This window comes from Brucella tritici (assembly GCF_902825325.1).
In the GTDB taxonomy this organism is placed as follows: Bacteria; Pseudomonadota; Alphaproteobacteria; order Rhizobiales; family Rhizobiaceae; genus Brucella.
On record NZ_CADEAR010000003.1, the window covers coordinates 25,786 to 46,998 of the forward strand.

A 21,213-nucleotide genomic window follows, 5' to 3' on the forward strand; every position below is an offset into this window, starting at 1 on the left:
TTTATAGCGTTTAAATTTGACCGAAAAAAATAAACAAATGTAATAAATGAAATAAAAATGATCGAAAAACGAGATAGCGTAATAAATGTTATTGCAGCAAACATTACGGAAATAAATGTCGATCCGGAAAAAAGTGTAGCTGCAAATATAAAAGTGGTAAATACCGCAATGTAATTGGAATTTCTAGGAAATTCTTTGATTTCTTCTTAAGATCATAAAATATCTTTTCAGTGTTATTTATGAGTACGAATTCTCTTCCCGCGGGAGGCGCGGGTTGATGAGCATTGATTGCGGGCACTGTGATTGGAGTTTCAACGGTGGTGGGTGTTGTAATATTGGATGATGATGTTGGCTCTGATGGCGTGGGTTTTTTCTGAAGTGGTTTAGTAACAATTGGTGTCATGTGGTCATTCGCCAAGGTTTTCGCATATGTCTCTTCCACTTGCGCTGCATCCTGTCCCGGAAAAAGAAACATATTACTTGGCGCGAAAATTATCATCGCCAGCATTATGATTGAAGTAAGTAATCCACCGACAGTAAGTGCACGAAGCAGCAATATTCTTGCCATCTTGATGTTTTGCAATGCAAGTATGGTTATGCCTGCGTATGTTAGCGGTAGCCAAGTGGCTAAATCAGATTTGAATTTGAACGCAGGATTATTGCGATAGATTATACATTGTATTGCTATAATTGTCCCTAGGCATAGAAGTGGGATCGCCGCTTCAGGAATCGGTAATATAAATCGCGATCTTTTCAATAAAATTAGTGGTACTAAGAGCATGCTCAAGGGTAAAGTAATTTTGATAAGCCAAACATCGCCCCAAAATATGAACACGATAAAGAGTGCGGCCAGTAGTGACGACGTTTCAATTGTTTTATTCATTTTTTCAATACGATCGCGTTTAAATTCTATCGTAATATATAGATAGCAAATTTTTGTAAATCCATCTTTATTAAGCAAAGATGGAGGAGAAAACGATGATTTGTTACATAAGTATATTATGTATTGCTATTGTATATAAATTGAAAGGAAGTGTTCTGGCGGAGAGAGAGGGATTCGAACCCTCGATACGGTTTCCCGTATACACGCGTTCCAGGCGTGCGCCTTCAACCACTCGGCCACCTCTCCGTCTGCCTTGCTGTCGGGGAACCGTGTCTCACGGTGAAACTGACTGCAAACGTGACACCGCTTTTCGAAACAGGCGCTGGTTAATCGCCAACTAGCGGGTGCGGCGCGAATATAGCCAGAAAATGCATATGTTCAACAGCTATTTGCAAGTTTTTGCGTGTAAATCGACGAACCTGTGCAAAGAACGATATTTGCGACATAACTATCTGAAAATATTGCGCTTTATTTAGATCGAGCAATTGTGTGCCAGCCTGGCTTTGAGCCTGACGGGTTCTGTGTGCTATGCTTTAGCAACATCAAAAAGACAAATCTTCGGGTGATCGGACTCAAAACCGACACCGAAATCAGGGTAGGAAATCCGGGGCAGAGAATCGTGATCCGATTTGTATTGCGTAGTTTTGCGGTTGTTTTTCTGGCTTTCGCGGTGATTTTCGCGGTTCTTGACGGCGCGCGGTCCGTCGGCGCGTCGCAGTTCATTGCAAAGCCGCTTTTGTCCATGTGGTCGCGTAACGCGCCCGAAACATTGGTCGATGCAGAAACCTTCGTGACACACTATATAGGGGCAGGAGCCTGGAATGCCGTCTGCATCCCTTTGCTTGAGCAGCCGGGCTGGCTTCTTTTCGGCATTCTCGCCCTTTTATTCTATGCAATCGGTCATCGTCGGGAGCGCCCTCTGGGACGCTTCACCGCTCGATAATTAGGAGGTGGATACCATGAGTTTCTTGGACAGCTATCGCAAGAAGACGCAGATGCCTTCGACGGATGAGGCTTTGCCGGGACGGGCACAACCGATTCCGACATCCGCGACCCACTTCGTCAATGGTCGCCCGTTGAAAGGACCGTGGCCGGAAGGCTACAAGAAGGTTCTGTTCGGGATGGGCTGTTTCTGGGGCGCCGAGCGTCTGTTCTGGCAGGTGCCAGGCGTATATGTAACGGCTGTCGGTTATGCGGGCGGGGTTACGCCCAACCCGACCTATGAGGAAACCTGCACGGGCCTCACCGGTCATGCGGAAGTTGTGCTGGTCGTCTATGACCCGAAGGTCGTGAGTCTTGATGAACTGCTGACCCTTTTCTGGGAAGAGCACGATCCGACGCAGGGCATGCGGCAGGGCAACGATATTGGCACGACCTATCGTTCGGTCATCTATACTTTCGACAAGGCTGATCGTGAAGTGGCGGAAAAGAGCCGGGAAGCCTATTCGCAGGCGCTTGCCGCTCGCGGTCTCGGTCCAATTACGACTGAGATCGAGGATGCGCCGGAGCTCTATTATGCTGAAGACTACCACCAGCAATATCTGGCGAAAAACCCGAACGGTTATTGCGGATTGCGCGGCACTGGCGTGAGCTGTCCGATCCCGCTGGCACAATAAGCGGGCTGTAATTTGAAGCGTGTCGCATTTTATCGTAATTCTACGATACGCTTTAAGCCTATGTTTTCATACATGTCTTTATCCCAAAACCGGTTCCCACTTTTGGGAGACATGCAATAAAGATCGCGCGGTCTTTACCGCGCGATTTTCTTTTTCAGGATCAGCATCCCGGCATAGTCGCCTTTCAGATGCTCGAAATCGCTCCAGCCGATCTGCCGGTATAGGTCGGGCTTGTCGGTGTAAAGATAGGCTTCCGCATAGCCGAGCTCCTGCGCAGCGTCCTCGATAGCGCCGACAAGACCTTTGGCAATGCCTTTGCCGCGACAGTCAGGCGCGACGAAAACACTTGCCACCCAAGGCTTCAGATGCGGATGTGTTTCCAGATCGCTGTGGATCAGAAGGGCAAGGCCGGCGGGTTGCCCGTTCCAGAGCGCGACTCGCGCCACCTGTCCGTCGTCTTCACGGGAAATATCGCTAAATGCCTCGGCGGTTTGTGCGAGGGACGAGCCGGTAAACTCGCCCCATTCCGCATGGTTCCATGCGGCGCAGACCGGTATAAGGTCGGGGCGGTCGGCAAGGGAGACGATCTGAAGCATGGTGTTACCAGTGCGGCGGTTTGGTGACCGGGACGTCCGGCGCGGTCTGTTCTTCCAGTTCCAGAAAGCGGTCGGTCAATGCGCCGAGCTTTTTGGAAAGCTGGTCAATGGTTTTCCATTGTTCGGCCAGAACGGATGACAACTCGTCGATTGTCTTTTCCTGTTCGGCTACACGAATTTCGAGCTCGGTCAGGCGCTGGTCCGGTGTCATGGCTGGCTTCCATTGGTATTTGGGCGTCGGTGGTCGGCGGGGTTTAACCGCTTTCGATCCATATCGGAAGTACGGTATCACATCATTGCGTCAGCACGAGTACGCCGTTTGAAACTTCATAATGACGCAGACGCTTCAGAAAGCTCATGCCGAGGAGCGTATCGGACAGGGCGTCGTCACGAAGAACCATGGCCTCCACATTCTCCACCCGAACGCGCCCGATTTCGATGCTTGGCAGTATGGCGGACGCAGCGACAGTCTCGCCATTGGCGGTCGAGACACGATATTTGAAATCATCGGGTTTGAGCGACAGGCCGATGCGCCGTGCGGCGTTTGCGTTGATCGCAACCACGCTCGCCCCCGTATCCACCATTGCACGAAAGGATTGCCCGGCGACTTTTATGCCTGTGATGAAATGGCCGCGACTGTCCGGCGCGATCTGCGTGCGGCGTCCGCTATAGGCGGTGGGGGGGTGCGACGGAGCAGTTGAAGCTTTCGCTGACGTGCTTGAACCGGGTTCCGGCTGTTGCCCGAATTTTTCAAACAGAAGCGGGAAGGCAATGGCCAGTCCCGCAAATATCAGAAGGATCGTAAAAACCCGCGCCATGCTGCCCCCGCGTTTCGCGAGATGATAGCAGGTGCGGGCCGCTCTGCGTTGTTTATTTTAGCGCGCATCTGGCCCGAAAACCGCTTCACACTTTTCGGGATGCGCGCTGGTGCTTACTTCGTACCGTACATACGGTCGCCGGCATCGCCGAGACCAGGAACGATATAGCCCTTTTCGTCGAGGCGTTCGTCGATGGAAGCCGTGAACACGTCGACATCCGGATGGGCTTCGGTAAAGCGCTTGATGCCTTCCGGAGCCGCCAGCAGGCAGAGGAAGCGGATATTGGTAGCGCCGCGTTCCTTCAGCTTGTCGATGGCTGCAATTGCCGAATGCCCGGTGGCCAGCATCGGGTCGACCACGATGATGAGGCGGTTGACGATATCTTCGGGGGCCTTGAAGTAATATTCGACCGGCTGCAGCGTGTCATGATCGCGATAAAGGCCGATATGGGCGACGCGCGCGGCGGGCACCAGATCGAGCATGCCTTCCAGAAGGCCATTGCCTGCACGCAGGATCGAGGCGAAGACAAGCTTCTTGCCTTCGAGCACCGGCGCATCCATTGGCATCAACGGGGTTTCGATCGGCATGGTGGTCAGTTCGAGATCGCGCGTCACTTCATAGCAGAGCAACAGCGATATTTCCTTCAGCAGCCGCCGAAAGCTGGCTGTGGACGTTTCCTTCTTGCGCATGATGGTGAGCTTGTGCTGGACAAGCGGATGGCTGACGACTGTAACGCCCATGATCTTTCCACTTTTCTTGTTATCTTTTTGACTTTAGCGGCAGTTTGCGCCGGAGAAAACGCGTGGCGAGCGCGCACGCACAGTTTTATGTCTCTTTGGCCATTTTTCGGCGTCAACGCAAGACGGTTCGCAAGGTCCCTTCACAAAAGGGGTAGTGGGGGGCGGTCTCTGCTTGTATCGTCCAGCACAAGCTTTATATGCATTACGGAAATCGTTTTCGTCTTAATATTCAAAAGCAGGATGAGCTATGAGCCAGCAGAACGGCAATGCGGACCGCGTGGGCGCACAAGGTGGCATGGAGCATTCATTCGGCTTCAAGGCGGTGGACGAAAGCGAAAAGCAGGGGCTGGTCAACGACGTTTTCCATAAGGTCGCCAGCAAGTACGACGTGATGAACGATCTCATGTCGGCGGGTATGCACCGCGTCTGGAAAGATGCGATGATTGCATGGCTGGCACCGTCGAAGCGCCCCGGCTGGACCTCCCTCGACGTTGCAGGCGGCACCGGCGATATTGCTTTCCGTATTGTCGAGGCCTCAGGTCGTCAGGCCCATGTCACCATTCTCGATATCAATGGCTCGATGCTTGGCGTGGGGCGTGAACGGGCGATCAAGAAGGGCCTTGCCGACAATCTCGAATTTGTTGAAGCCAGTGCCGAAGAGTTGCCATTTGAAGATGCAAGCTTCGATGCTTACACGATTTCGTTCGGCATTCGCAATGTTCCCCATATCGACAAGGCGCTGTCCGAAGCCTATCGCGTGCTGAAGCCGGGCGGTCGTTTCCTCTGCCTCGAATTTTCAGAAGTTGAACTCCCGGTTCTCGACAAGGTCTACGACCAGTGGTCGTTCCACGCTATTCCGCGCATCGGCAAGATGATTACAGGCGATGCCGATTCCTACAGCTATCTGGTTGAATCGATCCGCAAATTCCCCAAGCAGCAGGATTTTGCCGCGATGATCGAGAAGGCTGGTTTCGAGCGCGTGAGCTATCGCAATTTCACTGGCGGCATTGCCGCGCTGCATTCCGGCTGGAAGCTTTGATTGTGCCTGTGATGAATTGGGGTCAGGAACGGGGCATCGAGGCATGAGCAATCTATCCGCCGCTTTCCGGTTGATGCGGGCCGGATGGATATTGACGCGCGAAGGCGTTATCAGCGCCTTGCCGGTGGAAGGGCTTTCCGGCCTCCCGGCGTTCGGGCACAAGATTGCAGGCATTCTGGCGCGTCCGCGCGCACGCCACATGCAGCGTTCCGAGCGCATGTCGCGAGCCATGAACAAGCTGGGTCCGTCCTATGTGAAGCTCGGCCAGTTTCTGGCGACGCGGCCTGATATTGTCGGTCGCGATGTTGCTGCCGATCTCGAACTTTTGCAGGACAGGCTCGACTTCTTCCCGCAGGCCGACGCGGTTTCCGCTATCGAAGGGTCGCTTGGCCGCAAGATCGATGATCTTTACCTGCATTTCGATGCACCGATAGCGGCAGCGTCGATGGCGCAGGTTCATCCAGCCGAAATCATGAAGGACGGGTCGCGCCAGAAAGTGGCGGTCAAGGTCATTCGTCCGGGCGTTCGCCACCGCTTTGCCCGCGACCTTGAAGGCTTCTATATGGTTGCGCGCATGCAGGAGCGTCACGTTCCCTTCACGCGCCGCCTGCGCCCGGTGCAGGTTGTCGAGACACTGCAGCAGACTACGCGTATCGAGATGGATCTCCGTCTGGAAGCGGCGGCACTTTCCGAGATCGCCGAGAACATCAAGGGCGATACGGGCTTCCGCGTTCCTAATGTCGATTGGGAACGTACAGGTCGCGATGTGCTGACGCTCGAATGGATCGACGGCATCAAGATGTCCGATGTTTCGGCGCTTGAAGCCGCGGGTTTCGATCTCAAGAAGCTTGCGGAAACGCTGATCCAATCCTTCCTGCGCCATACGCTGCGCGACGGCTTTTTCCATGCCGACATGCATCCGGGAAACCTGTTCGTCGATCATCAGGGGCTGATTGTTGCGGTTGATTTCGGTATCACCGGGCGGCTCAATAAGCAGCAGCGGCGCTTCCTTGCAGAAATTCTCTACGGCTTCATTACCCGCGACTACATGCGCGTGGCGGAAGTGCATTTCGAGGCAGGTTATGTGCCGCACACGCATGATGTGGCGAGCTTTGCGCAAGCCATTCGCGCCATTGGCGAACCAATCCACGGCCAGCCTGCCGAAACTATTTCCATGGCCAAGCTTCTGACGCTGCTGTTCGAAGTGACCGAGCTTTTCGATATGGAAACCCGGCCGGAACTTTTGATGCTCCAGAAAACAATGGTCGTCGTGGAAGGGGTATCGCGTACGCTCGATCCGCATTTCAATATGTGGAAAGCAGCGGAGCCAGTCGTCGGCGACTGGATCGCCAAGAATCTCGGGCCGCAAGGCATGCTTCTCGACGCGAAGGATAGCGCTTATTCGCTGCTGCATTTCACGCGAAAGACGCCGGAACTTATCGCACGTGTCGAGCGTGTTTCCGTTGCGCTGGACGACATGGCCGCCAAGGGCTTGCGTTTTGACGAGGCGACAGCGGAGGCTATCGGTCGCGCCGAAGCCAAGTATTCGCGCTGGGGTCGCATCGCGCAAGTGGTGATTGCGATCTCGCTCGCAGCGATAGCGATCAAGCTATATCTTTGGCTCTAAGTCACTTTTAGGGTGACATCTACCTTCTAAAGTGATTTCAATGATTGCACTTGTAACAAGCAGGTGCAATCAAATGGCCAGCATTACTATCCGGAATCTCGACGATGACGCCAAGGAACGGCTGCGTATAAGGGCAGCACAGAACGGGCGCTCCATGGAAGAGGAAGCGCGCATTCTGCTGGCCGGGCAGGATATAGCTCCACAGGCTGTTGCAGTGTCTCCCGGTGCAGTGGTTTCACTGGCCGGAAAACGCATTCTTCTTATCATCGGTGGTGGCATCGCCGCTTATAAGACGCCCGACCTCATCCGCCGCTTGCGTGAGCGCGGTGCACAGGTTCGCCCATTGATGACGGCGGCAGCGCAGCAATTCGTGACACCACTGACCATCGGTGCGGTTTCCGCCGATCATGTTTTCACCGATCTGTTTTCGCGCGAGGATGAGCAGGATGTCGGGCATATAAGGCTGGCGCGCGATGCGGACCTGATCGTCGTCGCGCCCGCGACTGCTGACCTGATGGCGAAGATGGCCAATGGGCTTGCCGATGATCTTGCGAGCGCGGTGTTGTTGGCCCGCAAAGTTCCAGTGCTTATTGCGCCTGCCATGAACCCGGCCATGTGGGAAAATCCCGCGACCAGACGCAACCGCCTGACGCTTGAAAAAGACGGCGTTCGTTTCATCGGCCCGGAGAAGGGCGAGATGGCGGAAAGCGGCGAGGCGGGAACGGGACGCATGAGCGAGCCGCTGGCGATTGTCGCGGCCATCGAGACCCTGCTCGCGCCGCAGGCAAAGCCGCTTGCGGGCAAAACCATTGTCATGACGTCCGGCCCCACGCACGAGCCGATTGATCCGGTTCGCTATATAGCCAATCGTTCGTCGGGCAAGCAGGGCCATGCTATTGCGGCAGCGCTGGCGCGACTTGGCGCTACGGTGCATCTGGTGTCTGGTCCGGTCACGATCCCGGACCCCGAAGGCGTCGACGTCATTCATGTCGAGACGGCACGTGAAATGCAGGGGGCTGTCGAGCGACATCTCCCCGCCGATGCGGCGGTGATGGTCGCGGCGGTTGCCGATTGGCGCACGGCCAATGAAGCCGGACAGAAGATCAAGAAGAAGCCGGGTGAAAGCGCTCCGACGCTTGCCATGGTTGAGAACCCGGACATTCTGGCTGGTGTCGGCCATAGCGACAAGCGCCCCGGTCTTGTGGTGGGCTTTGCAGCGGAAACGCAGGACGTGGCTGAAAACGCGCTGCGCAAGCTTGAAAAGAAAGGTGCGGACTGGATCGTCGCTAACGATGTTTCGCATGCTCCGGATGGCAGCAGCGTCATGGGTGGCGACCGTAATCATGTCCGCATTCTAAGCCGGACCGGCATTGAGGAATGGCCGGAAATGAGCAAGGAACAAGTGGCTAAAAAGCTGGCAGCGAAGATTGCCGCCAGCCTTATGGGTTAGCCCCGCATCACACCTTGTCGCGGACCTGATAGTCCTTGACGGTGGCAAAACGGATATTTTTCCAGCGTTCGGCTTCGTAATTGAGCGAAAAGCCGTTCTGCGCCAGGAAGACCGGATCGTGATCGAGGTCGTGAGCGATGTCGGCGCGATGTGAGGCGATGAAACGGTCGAGTTCGACCGGATCGTCCGCAGTAATCCACCGGCAGACCGAGAAGCGCGACATTTCAAAGCCGACCGGCAGCGAATATTCCACTTTCAGACGCTCGGTCAGAACGTCGATCTGGAGCGCGCCAACGACACCGACAATCGCCGGAGAACCATCATCGGGCACAAACAGCTGCACGACGCCTTCTTCGGCCATCTGTTGCAGCGCTTCGCGCAGCTTCTTGGCCTTCATTGCATCGTCAAGACGCACGCGGCGCAGAATTTCCGGCGCGAAGTTCGGCACGCCGCGGAACAGGATATCTTCACCCTCGGTCAATGTGTCGCCGATGCGCAGCGTGCCATGGTTTGGAATTCCGACCACATCGCCCGCAAAGGCTTCGTCGGCAATCTGGCGCGAACGGGCAAAGAAGAATTGCGGCGCGGACAGGCTCATCGGTTTGCCGGTGCGCACCAGTTTTGCCTTCATGCCGCGCGACAGCTTGCCGGAACAAACGCGCAGGAATGCGATGCGGTCGCGGTGGTTCGGGTCCATATTGGCCTGAATCTTGAACACGAAGCCAGTCATCTTGTCTTCGGTTGAACCGACCATTCGCGTATCGGCCTGCTGGTCACGCGGGGAGGGGCCGAAATCGCAGAAGGCTTCAATCAGGTCGCGCACGCCATAATTCTTCAGCGCCGAACCGAAATAAACCGGGGTCATATGGCCTTCGCGGAAAGAGGCGAGATCGAACGGACGGCAGACGCCGCGTGCCAGTTCCACGCTTTCCAGCCAGGCTTCGCGTTCGTTTTCAGGCAGCAGTGCTGCAGCTTCTTCAGGACCGCTGACCTTGGTTGGCTGCTCTTCACTGTCCTGGCGGCGCATCGTATTTTTATGCAGGTCGAATGTGCCTGCAAAGCTCTTGCCTGAGCCGATAGGCCAGGTGATGGGAGCCGTGTCGAGCGCCAGCTTTTCTTCGATCTCGTCGAGGATCTCGAGCGGGTCACGCGCTTCGCGGTCCATCTTGTTGACGAAGGTGACGATCGGAATGTCGCGCATGCGGCAGACTTCGAACAGCTTGAGCGTCCGTGGCTCGATACCCTTTGCGGCGTCGATGACCATGACGGCTGAGTCCACCGCGGTCAGCGTGCGGTAGGTGTCGTCGGCGAAGTCTTCGTGGCCCGGCGTGTCGAGCAGGTTGAAGATGCAATCCTTGTATTCGAAGGTCATCACCGACGTGACGACCGAGATGCCGCGGTCGCGCTCGATGTTCATCCAGTCTGAGCGGGTCTGGATGCGATCCTTCTTGGCCTTCACCTCACCGGCGAGCTGGATGGCGCCGCCAAACAGTAGCAGCTTTTCGGTCAGCGTGGTCTTGCCGGCGTCCGGATGCGCGATGATCGCGAATGTGCGGCGCTTGGAAACGGGATGGTCAGCGGGCATGAAGAAACTCGTGATGGCGAAACGTTGGGCTGCGCGTGAAAGCGCGCCGCGAAGATGTTGGGGAGCATCTAGCAGGACTTGGCCTGAATCTCAACAAGCGCTGCGTTACAAGTCTGGCTTCGAAATGAAAAAGCGGCGCAGTGAGCGCCGCTTTGCCAGTGATGCGTTATGATTATCGGCTCTTGATGCCAAGTCCGAAAGCGATGAAGGACCAGCCCTGGAAGATCAAGTCGATCGCCAGGAAGAGGCCAAGAATGAACAGGCTGTTGACTGGCCATTTGATGGCGATGATGAGACCGAGCAGCAGGGTGATGACGCCGCCTGCGACGATCCAGCCCCAACCGGCGGATGGTTTCGACTTGAAGCCGAGCCAGATGCGGAAGGCACCGGAACCGATTAGCGCTGCCGCGAGAAGGAAGGTCAGTACACCGGCTGCCAGCACCGGATTGATGAAGGCGACAATGCCGGCTGCCGTATAAAGCAGGCCGCTCAGGAGCCAGAAGAAGAAGCTGCCCCAGGTTTTGACGCCGAAGGAGTGGATGATCTCGATGACGCCGCCGATCAGCATCATCAGGCCGACATAGTAGACCGAGACCACAGTGGCCAGAACGAGATTACCGAAGGCAATGCCTCCGAGGATTAGCAGTGCGACCCCAAGGGCGACGAACCACCCCCACTTGCTGGAAAGTTCCTTCGGAAAGGTCGGGCGGTCGAAATCATTGTGAGCTGTTGCCATGAGACGTCCCTCAAATTGTCATGCCTCGTGAACAATATAAGGCATCTCTAGAATTTGACCAGCTTATCACAACAGGTGCATTCTTCGTGATGCCGGGCTGCAAAGAGCAATTTTCTGCGCTCCAGTGCTCACGTACCTTCAAGTACGCTCCGCTCCGGTGCTCGCTAATCACTCTTTTCGCCACGGCCTGACGAATCCGCACCTGCTGTGTTCATGCGCAGAGCACACCGGATCGTTATTGGGCCCACTGTTCGTTTAGTCTGCTTCGCATTATATCTCTTTGCTATTGCAGTTGTTTTTCGTTTAAAGTTCATGTGATGCTCGATCTCGTTTCCCACTACTGGCCGCATATCCTGTTCGTCCTGTCGATCGTTCTCGGAGCGATTGCCGCCATTCATGCGACCATGACAAAGGAGGAGGTGCGCACCGCCATTGGTTGGGTCGGCGTGATCGTGCTGTCGCCTATCGTGGGGGCGGTGGTCTATGCTATCGCGGGCGTGAACCGCATCCGCCGTTCGACGCTTACCCACCAGCGTGCCAATATGGGCAAGATCGCGCTCTATCACCTGTCGCATTTCGATACGACAAACGATCTGGTGCGAGCTGCCTTCGGACGCCAGTTCGGTGCGATGAAGATATTGGGTGATGCCGTCAGCCTGTATGACTTCACCAGTGGCAACAGCATCGAAATGCTGGAAACGGGCGACGAAGCTTATGCCGCAATGCTCGATGCGATAGGCAATGCCCAGCGCAGCATCATGCTGGAAACCTATATCTTTGATCGGGATGCCATTGGCGAAAAATTTGCCGATGCTCTGGGTGACGCGGTCAGGCGTGGCGTGGAAGTGCGTGTGCTGGTCGATGCGGTCGGTGCACGCTATTCCTTTCCGAGCATCGTGAAGCTTTTGAAGGACAAGGGTGTTGCCGTCGATGTGTTCAACGGCAATATCATCATCGGGCTGCGCCTGCCTTATGCGAACTTGCGCACTCACCGCAAAATCCTCATCGTCGACGGCAAAACAGCCTTTACCGGCGGTATGAATATTCGTGCGGGTTTCGTACGCGCGATAGCGGGCGACGCAGTTGCCTTCGATACGCATTTCAAGTTGAAAGGTCCGGCGATTGCCGATCTCTTTCACATCGCATCCGAAGACTGGCGCTTTGCGACCGGCGAGCTTCTGACGGGTGAAGCCTGGAAGATAGCGCCGCCGGAAAACCCGCCGGGGACAGGAACGCTGGTGCGTGTCGTCGGGTCAGGCCCCGACAAGAATGTGGAAACCAACCAGCGCATGATGATGGGGGCCTTCTCGATTGCCGAGCAGCATATTCTCATCATGACGCCTTATCTTCTGCCGGATCGCGAATTGATCAGTGCGCTGGTGACAGCGGCGCGGCGCGGCGTGTCAGTCGATATCGTCGTGCCGGGCGTCAACAATCTGAAGCTGGTGGATCGCGCCATGCGCGCGCAGTTTGACCAGTTGTTGAAGGATGGCTGCCGCATCTGGCGGGCGGGTGGGGCTTTCAATCATTCGAAGCTGATGACCATCGACGGCGCATGGTCCTATGTCGGGTCGTCCAACATCGATCCACGCTCGCTGCGGCTGAATTTCGAGGTCGATCTGGAAATCCTCGACCGCGATGTGGCCCGTCAGGTGGAAGAGCGCATCGGCAAGGTGATAGAGGAGAGCCGCGAGGTCAATCTTGCGCGCCTCAAGAACCGGCCATTTCTGGAACGGCTTCTGGACCGGATAATCTGGCTGGGTTCGCCCTATCTATAAGCATTACCCCGTCCGGCTCGTGAATATTTCCGGGCTGTATTCTTCCAGAAGGTTCGTTGCCGATTTGAGATCGAGATGCGCCTTGATGGGCAGATGATCGGATGCCAGACGCGCAAGCGGCGTATTGTGGACTTCAACCGATGTAACCAGATTGTGCGGGGCACCTAACACGCGATCCAGCGCAAAAACCGGGAAACGTGACGGGAAACTCGGGACTGCCGTGGCGACATGGTTGAATGTCGGCATCAGGGCTGCAAGCGACGAGCGTTTGCCGATGCGCCATTCATTAAGGTCGCCGATCAGCAGGGTCGGCAGTGTGTCGGCCTCCTGTAAGGCGGTGAGAATGCTTTCGGCCTGCTGTTCGCGGGAACGTTTCAAGAGACCAAGATGCGCGGCAATCACCCGGAGAGGTCCTGCCGGAAACTGCAGGTCCGCGACCAGAGCGCCGCGCGGCTCGATGCCAGGAAGCTTGAGCTGCTGCACATTGCGCACCACGCCTTCGCGGAACAGAAGCACGTTGCCATGCCAGCCATGCCCCTTTGGCATTGTTGCGGTGATGGGAATTGGGACGAGCCCATGGCGGCGTTCAAGCAGACCCAGATCGAGCAGGCCGGAACGCTCGCCGAAACGCCTGTCGGCTTCCTGCAACGCGATCACATCCGCATCGATTTCACTGATGACCTCGGCCGTTCGCTGCGGATTGAATTGTTTGTCGATGCCAATGCATTTGTGAACATTGTAGGATGCAATGACGATATCACCGCCGGTAATATTGGCGTTGAGCGGCCTGTAACCCGGCCTGTTCCGGATGGCAGTCAGGATGGATTTCGATATCCGGTTTGGTTCTTTCTTTTTCAGCACCCGTTTGTCACCTGTCAGGTATTCGGTTCCGAAAGACTATGACATCTGCCTGTGCGATAAACTGGCATCCATCTCTATATAGTCAAATTGTACATCTGTTTGAATAGCTATTCCCTACACAATTGGGCGACCTCTGGAGCTAAACGCGATCTCTTTCCGTGCAGTTCCCTGACTCATCTCGCAATGAAACGGATCAACCGGTCGGTGAGGCCGGTATAGGGCGGCTTGATGATATCACTCGGAGCCGGGACGTATTTGGTCAGGACCGGCATGGCCTTGGAAAAGGTTAGAAAACCGTCGTGGCCATGATATTGGCCCATGCCACTTGCACCCACGCCGCCGAATGGCAGGTTAGTGCAGGCGAAATGGTAGAGCGTGTCGTTGACGCAGACACCGCCAGCCACGATGCTGCTGAGCATCATTTCAATCTCTGCCGTATTGTCGCTGAAACAGTAAAGGGCCAGCGGACGATCAAGTTTCAGAACAAAATCGATCGCATCGTCGAGCAGGTGATAGCTGACGATTGGCAGAAGCGGGCCGAAAATCTCCTCCTGCATGATCGCGCTGTCTGTGGCAGGTTCCAGCACGAGTGCGGGCGCCATTGATCGCGGCTGATTAGAGCCCACCGGAAGATCGATGACGGCCTCGCTCCCGTTTGCGGCATCGGCCAGCAGTTTCGACAGTCGCGCTTCCTGAGCATCGTTGATGATTGTCGTGCGGTCTTTTTCCGCTGATGCGCTGCCGTAACGCATCTGCATTTCCGCACGCAGAAGGTTCACGAATTCGTCGCGCTTGCTGTGATGGATCAGAACATAGTCCGGCGCGATACAGGTTTGCCCTGCATTGAAGAATTTTCCTGTGGCGATTGCGTGGGCGGCACGCTTGAGGTTGGCATTTTCGCTGACAATGGCGGGCGACTTGCCGCCAAGCTCCAGCGTTACCGGCGTCAGGTTCGGCGCAGCGGCTGCCATGATCTTGCGCCCGACGGCGGTGGAGCCGGTGAAAAAGAGATGGTCGAATGGCAGCGACGCAAATTGTGCGGAAAGCGATGCGTCGCCAAGTGCCACGGCAACACGATCATCTGGAAAAACATCGGCAAGCAGGCTCTGCAGGAATTCGGCGGTGCGCGGTGTGTGTTCGGATGGTTTCAGGAAAACGTGGTTTCCGGCTGCGATTGCCGCGACAAGCGGCGCCAGCGCCAGATTGACCGGATAGTTCCACGGTGCGATGATCCCCACCACGCCCAGCGGAACATAGCGAATTTCGGCTTTGGCAGGCCACATTTTCCAGCCCGCCTTGCGGCGTTTCGGTTTCATCCAGCGTTTGAGATTGTGTAGGGCGTCGTCGATTTCGGCAAAAACGACGCTGGCCTCACCGAGCAATGTTTCGTGCAGCGACCGATTGCCGAAATCTGTGCTGATGGCTTTCGCCATTTCATCCAGTCTCGCTTCGAGCCTTTCACGCAGACGCTTCAGGTCGTCCAGACGCTGTTCATAGGCAGGCCGATCTTCGAGCCACGCGTGACGCAGGCGTTCGAATGAGCGCTGCAATGCCTGTTCTTCAGTCGCCATTGGCAAAATCCTCGGTCGAGCGGGCAAAGAGGAATTGCGCGGCATAATAAGTTGCAAGCACCCAGAGGCCGTTCAGCGGAATGTCGAGGCTGAACCGTCCATAGGCGAGTAGCGTGTCGCTTGCCATGAAGAAGAGGCCGCCCACCGCAGCAAGCCAGGCGGCATAGCGCTGCGGCGTTTTCGGTTCGGTGCCGAGCGCGCGGCTCATCGCCTGTGCCGCCATGATGCCAAGTGCAGCGGCATAGATGATGACAGGGATTTTCAGGGGCGTCGGCAGCGATGACCAGAGGCCCGTTATGATAGCGAGGGCTGCGATGGTAAAAAGGATGAATACGCCCTTGTGCGCTGCAAAGCGTGTTTTGCGGCAAAGCGCATAGATATAGGCACAATGGGTGATGAGAAAGCAGATCAGGCCCGCCATGAAATAATCGCCGGGCAGCATCAGAAACAAGTCGCCGAGTGCGGCAAAAGCCAGGCCAAAGGCGACCGCGAAACCATAGGATTTCGATTTGGGTCGCCCGGCGCAAAGCACGGCGGCGAGCAGCAGCAAGGTCGCCGTCGGCTTGGTCAGATAATGCAGCCAGCGCCATGCGGAATCCTCGCCACTATAGCTCATGAGACTGCCTGCAATGGCGCAGACCGCGCAGAACAGAAACAGGCCGTAAAGCGTTCTGTTCCCTTCAAACTCCAGCAAGCCTCTTCGGCGCATATTGGCTCCCCGTTATTATAATTGTAAGCAAATGAATTAAGGACGCGGGATTGTGCCGCCAATTGCGATATCAGCGCAATAGGCACAATTCATCGGGTTGTTGACAAAGCCTTGCCGGAGAAGCCGGGCACTCTGCTCCAGTGGTTCGGAAGCCTGGCTGAAATCAGGAAAGGTTCTTGCGTCGCTCGATTTCTTCTTCCGAAGGGTGGTCCATCGCGAAAGAACCAGTCTTGAGTTCGTCTGAACGCTGATAATTGGCAATGATGACGCCGCTGGGCGATGTGGTGGAACTGACTAGCTTGAATGCCGATGGCATGGATTGCCCGTCGAACAGTCGCTTACCCCTGCCAAGGACGACCGGATAGATCAACAGCCGCAATTCGTCGACGAGATCGCTGGCAAGCAACTGATGAACCAGTTCGCTGCTGCCCGAGACTGACAGGTCAGGGCCTTCGGTGGCCTTGATGGCTCTCAATGAGGCGATGATATCGTCGCCCAGCAGTTCACTGTTCTGCCAGTTCAGGCTTTCCGGCCTGTGCGTCGCGACATATTTCGTCACTTCGTTGAACATTCTGGCAATCTCGCCTTCACCAGGTACAAAACCGGGGTCGTTTGGGTCTGTTACCTGATGCGGCCAATGGGCAGCAAAAATATCATAGGTGCGCCTGCCCAAAAGCAGGTCGAACGGCTTGGAAAAGCTTTCGCCCATGGCTCCGGCAATCACATCGTCCCAATAGGGTACTGTCCAGCCGCCATATTCGAATTGGCCTGTTTGATCCTCTTCCGGTCCACCCGGCGCCTGCATTACACCGTCGAGGCTCAGAAACGTTCCAACAATGATCCGTCGCATGATTTTCCTCCCAGAAAGCCCGCCACGCGGGGCGTAGAGCGGTTCTGGTAAAAACAGAGCCGCTGGAACCACTCTATCTATTTTCACGCATATCTTTATCCCGAAACCGGTTCCCACTTTCGGGAGACATGCTCCAGCTTACAGGCTGGGAGCGGATCAGGATAGTCGCGGGCTGTCAGGAGGTATTTCTGCCGCCTTGCGCCTTTTGCGGTCTATGCGCTCGGCGCGGGTGGAAAGCTCCGTATTGCCTTCGAGGTCTGTTTGCAGAATCAGGCCTTCCTGTTTCAGCCAGCGGATGATTTCGCCAAAGTCCCGATCATAATCCGGTTGTTGCATGGCTCATCTCGCCTCCGATTTGCGTATGACAAGAATGCGCGGAACGACGACCCGTTGCAACAGGGGCAGGAAAAGCGGGGAGCCTCGGAAAGGGGAAATCAGTTCGGACGGCGGTTCAGCCGGAACAATCCGCCAGAAAGCAAAAAAGCCCGCTTGCGCGGGCTTTTTGGAATGCTTCTGAACCTTGGTAGTGGTCCGAAGACTTGGAAATGGTGCCCAGAAGAGGACTCGAACCTCCACGCCCTTGCGAGCGCCAGCACCTGAAGCTGGTGCGTCTACCAATTCCGCCATCTGGGCGACGAGGACCCATCTAAGGGGTCGACCTGCCTCTGTCAATCGCGTTTTCGACATTCAGCCAGCTTTTTTTCAGCCAATGCTTTTTTCGCGTTGAAAAGAGGGACGGGCGCGCTGACGCGCCCGATAAATTCACAGCCAGACAGCTATCAGGCTTCGAGAATTTCCTTCGAAGCGACAGTCGAATCGGCGTTAAGCCGGTAAACGACCGGAACACCGGTGTTGAGTTCCTGCTTGAGAATCTGTTCCGGCGTCAGGCCGTCGAGCGCCATGATGAGTGCGCGGAGTGAATTACCGTGTGCGGCAACCAGAACCGTCTCGCCGCGCAGCACGTGCGGCTGCACCGTGTGCAGATAATAGGGCCACACGCGCGCGCCGGTGTCCTTCAGGCTCTCGCCACCCGGAGGCGGGACGTCATAGGAGCGGCGCCAGATATGGACCTGTTCTTCACCCCATTTGATGCGGGCATCATCCTTGTTGAGGCCGGACAGATCGCCATAGTCGCGTTCATTCAGGGCCTGATCACGGATCGTCTGGAGATCGGACTGGCCGAGTTCATCAAGAATGTGCTGGCAGGTCACCTGCGCACGCGACAGTGCAGACGTATAGGCGATGTCGAACTTCAGACCGGCAGCTTTCAGGCGCTGGCCAGCGGCCTTGGCTTCGGCATGGCCCTGTTCGGTCAGGCCCGGATCGCGCCATCCGGTGAAAAGATTCTTGAGGTTCCATTCGCTTTGACCATGGCGGACCAGGACGAGAGTACGAGACATATGCAACGCTCCGTTAATAAAGATAATCAGTCATTCAGCCCGAGAACGTCGAGCATGGAATAGAGGCCGGGCTTTTTGCCATAGGCCCAGAGTGCGGCCTTGATGGCGCCGCGCGCGAAGATCGAACGGTCCTCGGCATGATGCGAGAGAACGACGCGTTCACCGGGGCCGGCCAGGATGATCGAATGTTCGCCGATGACCGAACCGCCGCGCAATGTTGCAAAGCCGATGGAACCGGTTTCGCGTGGGCCGGTATAGCCGTCGCGCACGCGAACACTGTTTTCCGTCAGCGCGATATCGCGTCCCCTGGCTGCCGCTTCTCCGAGAAGCAGCGCGGTGCCGGACGGTGCATCGACCTTGTGCTTGTGGTGCATTTCGAGAATTTCGATGTCGAAATCTGCTGGATCGAGTGCTTGCGCCGCCTTCTGCACAAGAACGGACAGAAGATTGACGCCGAGGCTCATATTGCCGGATTTGACGATGGTTGCGTGCCGGGCGGCGGCGCGGATTTTCTCGTCATCTTCCGTCGAGCAGCCCGTCGTGCCGATGACGTGCACGATGCGCGCCTGCGCGGCAAGCCCTGCAAATTCCACGCTTGCCGTAGGGCTTGTGAAATCGAGGACGCCCTGCGCCTTGGCGAAGACCGGCAGCGGATCGTCTGTGATTGTCACGCCCAGTGGGCCTATGCCGGTGACTTCGCCTGCATCCCTGCCCAGAAGGTGAGAGCTGGAGCGTTCGATGGCGCCGACCAGTTTCGCACCTTCAATGGTCTGGATTGTACGGATCAAGGTCTGTCCCATACGCCCGCCAGCACCGACGACGACAAGACCCATTTCGCTGTTCTGCGTTTCTCCGCTCATCGGGGTTCTCCTGTCCGCAATTCTTTTGCCGTCGTTTCGGTGATGATATCGCCATTGCCGCTCTGCAATTGATAGAAGCGCGCATAGACGCCATTCTGGATGGCTATCAGATCGTCGTGACGACCTTCCTCCACCACGCGACCGGCTTCCATCACCACGATGCGGTCCGCATTGACCACCGTGGAAAGGCGATGCGCAATCACGATTGTGGTGCGGTTTTGCATGATGCCTTCCAGCGCCTGCTGGACCCGTTTTTCCGATTCGTTGTCGAGCGCGGAAGTCGCCTCGTCGAGCAGGAGAACCGGCGCATTGCGCACGATGGCGCGGGCGATGGAAACGCGCTGTCGCTGGCCGCCGGACAGCGTCACACCATTTTCGCCGACCGGTGTATCGTAGCCCTGTGGCTGCTGCAGGATAAACTCATGCGCATGGGCGAGCTTGGCCGCCTCAATGATTTCCTCGTCCGTCGCATCCGGGCGGCCATAGCGGATATTGTCGGCAATGGTGCCTTCGAACAGATAGGGCTGTTGCGAAACATAGGCGATGCCATGGCGCAGCGAGCGCTTCTTGACCTGCGCAATATCCTGTCCGTCGAACAGAATCTTGCCGCTGTCGAGATCGTAGAAGCGCTGGACGAGATTGATGAGCGTCGACTTGCCCGCGCCCGAAGCGCCAACCACGGCGGTGGTTTCGCCCGCTTTGGCGACAAAGCTGACGCCATGCAGGACCGGAGCGGTCTCGTTATAGGAGAAGTAAATATCCTCGAAGCGGATTTCACCGGGACCCGCCTTCAGTTCCACGGCGCTTGGAAGATCGCGCTGGCGCGGCTCTATATCCAGCACCTCATAGATCATGCGTGCATTGACGAGCGCTTTTTCCAGCCCGACCTGAAGGCGGGCGAGGCGGCGAGCCGGATCGTAGGCGAGCAGCATTGCAGTGATGAAGGCGAAGGTTGCGCCGGGGGGCTGTTGCTCGAGAATTGCACGATAGCCGCTATAGGCCAGCACGCCCGCCACAGCAAAACCCGCCAGCATTTCTGAAATGGGCGTCGTGCGCTCGGAGACCTTGGCGATCTTGTTGCTGCGGCCCTCAGACTGGTCGATGAGCTTGCCGATCTTGGCGCGCAGCTGATCTTCCATCGTAAAGGCCTTGACGATGGCAATGCCCTGAATCGATTCCTGCATCGCACCCAGCAAATGGGAGTTGAGATGCACGAGATCGCGGGTGACGGAGCGAATGCGGCGCGAAATATAGGCAACGGCCAGAATGAGCGGCGGGCCGATCAGGAAAATCGCAACGGACAGTATAGGGTCCATATAGAACATCGTGCCGACGAGACCGATAAGCGAAATGAGATCGCGTGCGATCGACGAAATCGTCATGTTGAGAAGGTCGCGAATCCCAGAAACATTCTGGTTGATCTGCGCTGCCAGATGACCTGAACGCGTATCGTTGTAGAAATCGAGACCGAGCTTCATCAGATGGTCGAAAATGCGCTTCTGATAGCGCGCGACCAGATTGTTGCCGATCTTGGCAAGTTCGACAGCCTGTATGTAGCCGGAAAAGCCGCGCAAGATGAAAATGACCAGCAATGTGCCGCAAATGACCCAGACCAGACCGAGATTCTGCTCGTAGAAGATCTTGTCGATCATCGGCTTCATCAGATAGGCCAGCGCGCCATTCGATCCGCCGACGATGAGCGATGCGAGGATGGCGATAATGTAATTCTTCTTATATTCGCGGATGTTTTCCGACATCATGCGCCGGATTACGCGGGTGGCTTCGCCCGTATCGATCTTCTTGTTTTTCTTCTTGAATAGACTCACGTGCAAAAGCGCTTTTTGTCTCTTAGCCCTCCGGCAGGCCCGGCGGCTATCGTTGAAAAATACGACTTCCCATATGGCGCCCATATGAAAACGCTGCACTGAAAAAGCCATCGGCAATTTCAGTGCAGCGTTTCTATAACGTTATCTGTGCGGCTTGACCATCCTCAAGCTTTGCCGGTCAGAGCGGGATGTTTTTAAGCTGAACCATCATCCCGCTCTAAATTTTTGTTTGAGCATGATTTTACCCGAAAACCGGTTCCCACTTTTC

21 protein-coding genes and 2 tRNA genes are annotated in these 21,213 nt (G+C 56.1%); 6 read left to right on the forward strand and 17 right to left on the reverse strand.

The features are described from left to right. Positions 1 to 103 precede the first annotated feature (103 nt). Both HWX93_RS04580 and HWX93_RS04585 read right to left on the reverse strand, forming a co-directional pair. Positions 104 to 883 (reverse strand): hypothetical protein, encoded by a 780-nt coding sequence (locus HWX93_RS04580; protein ID WP_176036653.1) that lies wholly within the window; start codon positions 881 to 883, stop codon positions 104 to 106. A gap of 156 nt (positions 884 to 1,039) precedes the next feature. Beyond that, positions 1,040 to 1,129 (reverse strand) — tRNA-Ser (locus HWX93_RS04585). Positions 1,130 to 1,502: 373 nt separating this feature from the next. On the opposite strand from HWX93_RS04585, the gene HWX93_RS04590 reads away from it, so the two are divergent. Then, the gene (locus HWX93_RS04590; protein ID WP_176036654.1) at positions 1,503 to 1,826 is read left to right on the forward strand and encodes a hypothetical protein; all 324 of its coding nucleotides are present in this window, start codon (positions 1,503 to 1,505) and stop codon (positions 1,824 to 1,826) included. Between the two features lie 16 nt (positions 1,827 to 1,842). Beyond that, a complete protein-coding gene (gene msrA / locus HWX93_RS04595) occupies positions 1,843 to 2,499 on the forward strand; it encodes a peptide-methionine (S)-S-oxide reductase MsrA (RefSeq protein WP_176036655.1) in 657 nt (218 codons plus the stop codon). Between the two features lie 134 nt (positions 2,500 to 2,633). Here the strand turns inward: msrA and HWX93_RS04600 are convergent, their stop codons facing one another. The 4 genes from HWX93_RS04600 to upp form a co-directional block, all read right to left on the reverse strand. Next, entirely contained in the window at positions 2,634 to 3,095 is a 462-nt protein-coding gene (locus tag HWX93_RS04600) for a GNAT family N-acetyltransferase (RefSeq protein ID WP_176036656.1), read from the reverse strand. Positions 3,096 to 3,099: 4 nt separating this feature from the next. After that, positions 3,100 to 3,306 (reverse strand): SlyX family protein, encoded by a 207-nt coding sequence (locus tag HWX93_RS04605; protein WP_021587137.1) that lies wholly within the window; start codon positions 3,304 to 3,306, stop codon positions 3,100 to 3,102. 82 nt (positions 3,307 to 3,388) lie between these two features. Continuing rightward, positions 3,389 to 3,913, reverse strand: a complete 525-nt coding sequence (locus tag HWX93_RS04610; RefSeq protein WP_176036657.1) for a retropepsin-like aspartic protease family protein — start codon at positions 3,911 to 3,913, stop codon at positions 3,389 to 3,391. Positions 3,914 to 4,026: 113 nt separating this feature from the next. Next, complete coding sequence (gene upp, locus HWX93_RS04615) at positions 4,027 to 4,653, reverse strand: uracil phosphoribosyltransferase (protein WP_006467614.1); 627 nt, start codon at positions 4,651 to 4,653, stop codon at positions 4,027 to 4,029. Positions 4,654 to 4,900: 247 nt separating this feature from the next. Here upp and ubiE point away from each other — a divergent pair, with 247 nt between their 5' ends. The 3 genes from ubiE (at position 4,901) to coaBC (ending at position 8,769) form a co-directional block, all read left to right on the forward strand. Then, positions 4,901 to 5,692 (forward strand): bifunctional demethylmenaquinone methyltransferase/2-methoxy-6-polyprenyl-1,4-benzoquinol methylase UbiE, encoded by a 792-nt coding sequence (gene ubiE / locus HWX93_RS04620; RefSeq protein ID WP_010659383.1) that lies wholly within the window; start codon positions 4,901 to 4,903, stop codon positions 5,690 to 5,692. A gap of 43 nt (positions 5,693 to 5,735) precedes the next feature. After that, the gene (gene ubiB / locus HWX93_RS04625; protein WP_176036658.1) at positions 5,736 to 7,319 is read left to right on the forward strand and encodes a 2-polyprenylphenol 6-hydroxylase; all 1,584 of its coding nucleotides are present in this window, start codon (positions 5,736 to 5,738) and stop codon (positions 7,317 to 7,319) included. Positions 7,320 to 7,392: 73 nt separating this feature from the next. After that, the gene (coaBC, locus tag HWX93_RS04630; protein WP_419190683.1) at positions 7,393 to 8,769 is read left to right on the forward strand and encodes a bifunctional phosphopantothenoylcysteine decarboxylase/phosphopantothenate--cysteine ligase CoaBC; all 1,377 of its coding nucleotides are present in this window, start codon (positions 7,393 to 7,395) and stop codon (positions 8,767 to 8,769) included. Between the two features lie 7 nt (positions 8,770 to 8,776). Here coaBC and HWX93_RS04635 read toward each other — a convergent pair whose 3' ends face one another. Both HWX93_RS04635 and HWX93_RS04640 read right to left on the reverse strand, forming a co-directional pair. Further along, positions 8,777 to 10,354: a peptide chain release factor 3 gene (locus tag HWX93_RS04635; RefSeq protein ID WP_176036659.1), complete on the reverse strand. Its 1,578-nt coding sequence runs from the start codon at positions 10,352 to 10,354 to the stop codon at positions 8,777 to 8,779. A gap of 172 nt (positions 10,355 to 10,526) precedes the next feature. Next, positions 10,527 to 11,090 (reverse strand): HdeD family acid-resistance protein, encoded by a 564-nt coding sequence (locus HWX93_RS04640; protein WP_176036660.1) that lies wholly within the window; start codon positions 11,088 to 11,090, stop codon positions 10,527 to 10,529. 317 nt (positions 11,091 to 11,407) lie between these two features. Here HWX93_RS04640 and cls point away from each other — a divergent pair, with 317 nt between their 5' ends. Beyond that, complete coding sequence (cls, locus tag HWX93_RS04645; RefSeq protein ID WP_109988661.1) at positions 11,408 to 12,868, forward strand: cardiolipin synthase; 1,461 nt, start codon at positions 11,408 to 11,410, stop codon at positions 12,866 to 12,868. A gap of 3 nt (positions 12,869 to 12,871) precedes the next feature. On the opposite strand, the gene HWX93_RS04650 is transcribed toward cls, so the two are convergent. The 9 genes from HWX93_RS04650 to HWX93_RS04690 all read right to left on the reverse strand — a co-directional run bounded on the left by HWX93_RS04650 (position 12,872) and on the right by HWX93_RS04690 (position 20,945). Then, positions 12,872 to 13,729, reverse strand: coding sequence for an endonuclease/exonuclease/phosphatase family protein (locus tag HWX93_RS04650; protein WP_176036661.1), 858 nt, complete (start codon positions 13,727 to 13,729; stop codon positions 12,872 to 12,874). A gap of 173 nt (positions 13,730 to 13,902) precedes the next feature. After that, positions 13,903 to 15,300 carry a coniferyl aldehyde dehydrogenase gene (locus tag HWX93_RS04655; RefSeq protein ID WP_176036662.1) on the reverse strand — a complete coding sequence of 466 codons (1,398 nt, stop codon included), beginning with the start codon at positions 15,298 to 15,300 and terminating at the stop codon, positions 13,903 to 13,905. After that, on the reverse strand, positions 15,290 to 16,009 hold the full coding sequence (locus HWX93_RS04660; protein ID WP_176036663.1) for a lysoplasmalogenase: 720 nt from the start codon (positions 16,007 to 16,009) through the stop codon (positions 15,290 to 15,292). The genes HWX93_RS04655 and HWX93_RS04660 overlap by 11 nt, the downstream gene beginning before the upstream one ends. A gap of 163 nt (positions 16,010 to 16,172) precedes the next feature. Then, positions 16,173 to 16,859 (reverse strand): dihydrofolate reductase family protein, encoded by a 687-nt coding sequence (locus HWX93_RS04665; protein ID WP_176036664.1) that lies wholly within the window; start codon positions 16,857 to 16,859, stop codon positions 16,173 to 16,175. Between the two features lie 156 nt (positions 16,860 to 17,015). After that, positions 17,016 to 17,195 carry a hypothetical protein gene (locus HWX93_RS04670; protein WP_109988666.1) on the reverse strand — a complete coding sequence of 60 codons (180 nt, stop codon included), beginning with the start codon at positions 17,193 to 17,195 and terminating at the stop codon, positions 17,016 to 17,018. Between the two features lie 210 nt (positions 17,196 to 17,405). Further along, positions 17,406 to 17,492, reverse strand: a tRNA-Leu gene (locus tag HWX93_RS04675). 146 nt (positions 17,493 to 17,638) lie between these two features. Then, positions 17,639 to 18,259 carry a 2,3-bisphosphoglycerate-dependent phosphoglycerate mutase gene (locus tag HWX93_RS04680; RefSeq protein WP_109988668.1) on the reverse strand — a complete coding sequence of 207 codons (621 nt, stop codon included), beginning with the start codon at positions 18,257 to 18,259 and terminating at the stop codon, positions 17,639 to 17,641. 26 nt (positions 18,260 to 18,285) lie between these two features. Next, entirely contained in the window at positions 18,286 to 19,119 is an 834-nt protein-coding gene (gene dapB / locus HWX93_RS04685; RefSeq protein WP_176036665.1) for a 4-hydroxy-tetrahydrodipicolinate reductase, read from the reverse strand. Further along, entirely contained in the window at positions 19,116 to 20,945 is a 1,830-nt protein-coding gene (locus HWX93_RS04690; protein WP_176036666.1) for an ABC transporter ATP-binding protein, read from the reverse strand. Before HWX93_RS04690 ends, dapB begins: the two co-directional genes overlap by 4 nt. Positions 20,946 to 21,213 lie beyond the last annotated feature (268 nt).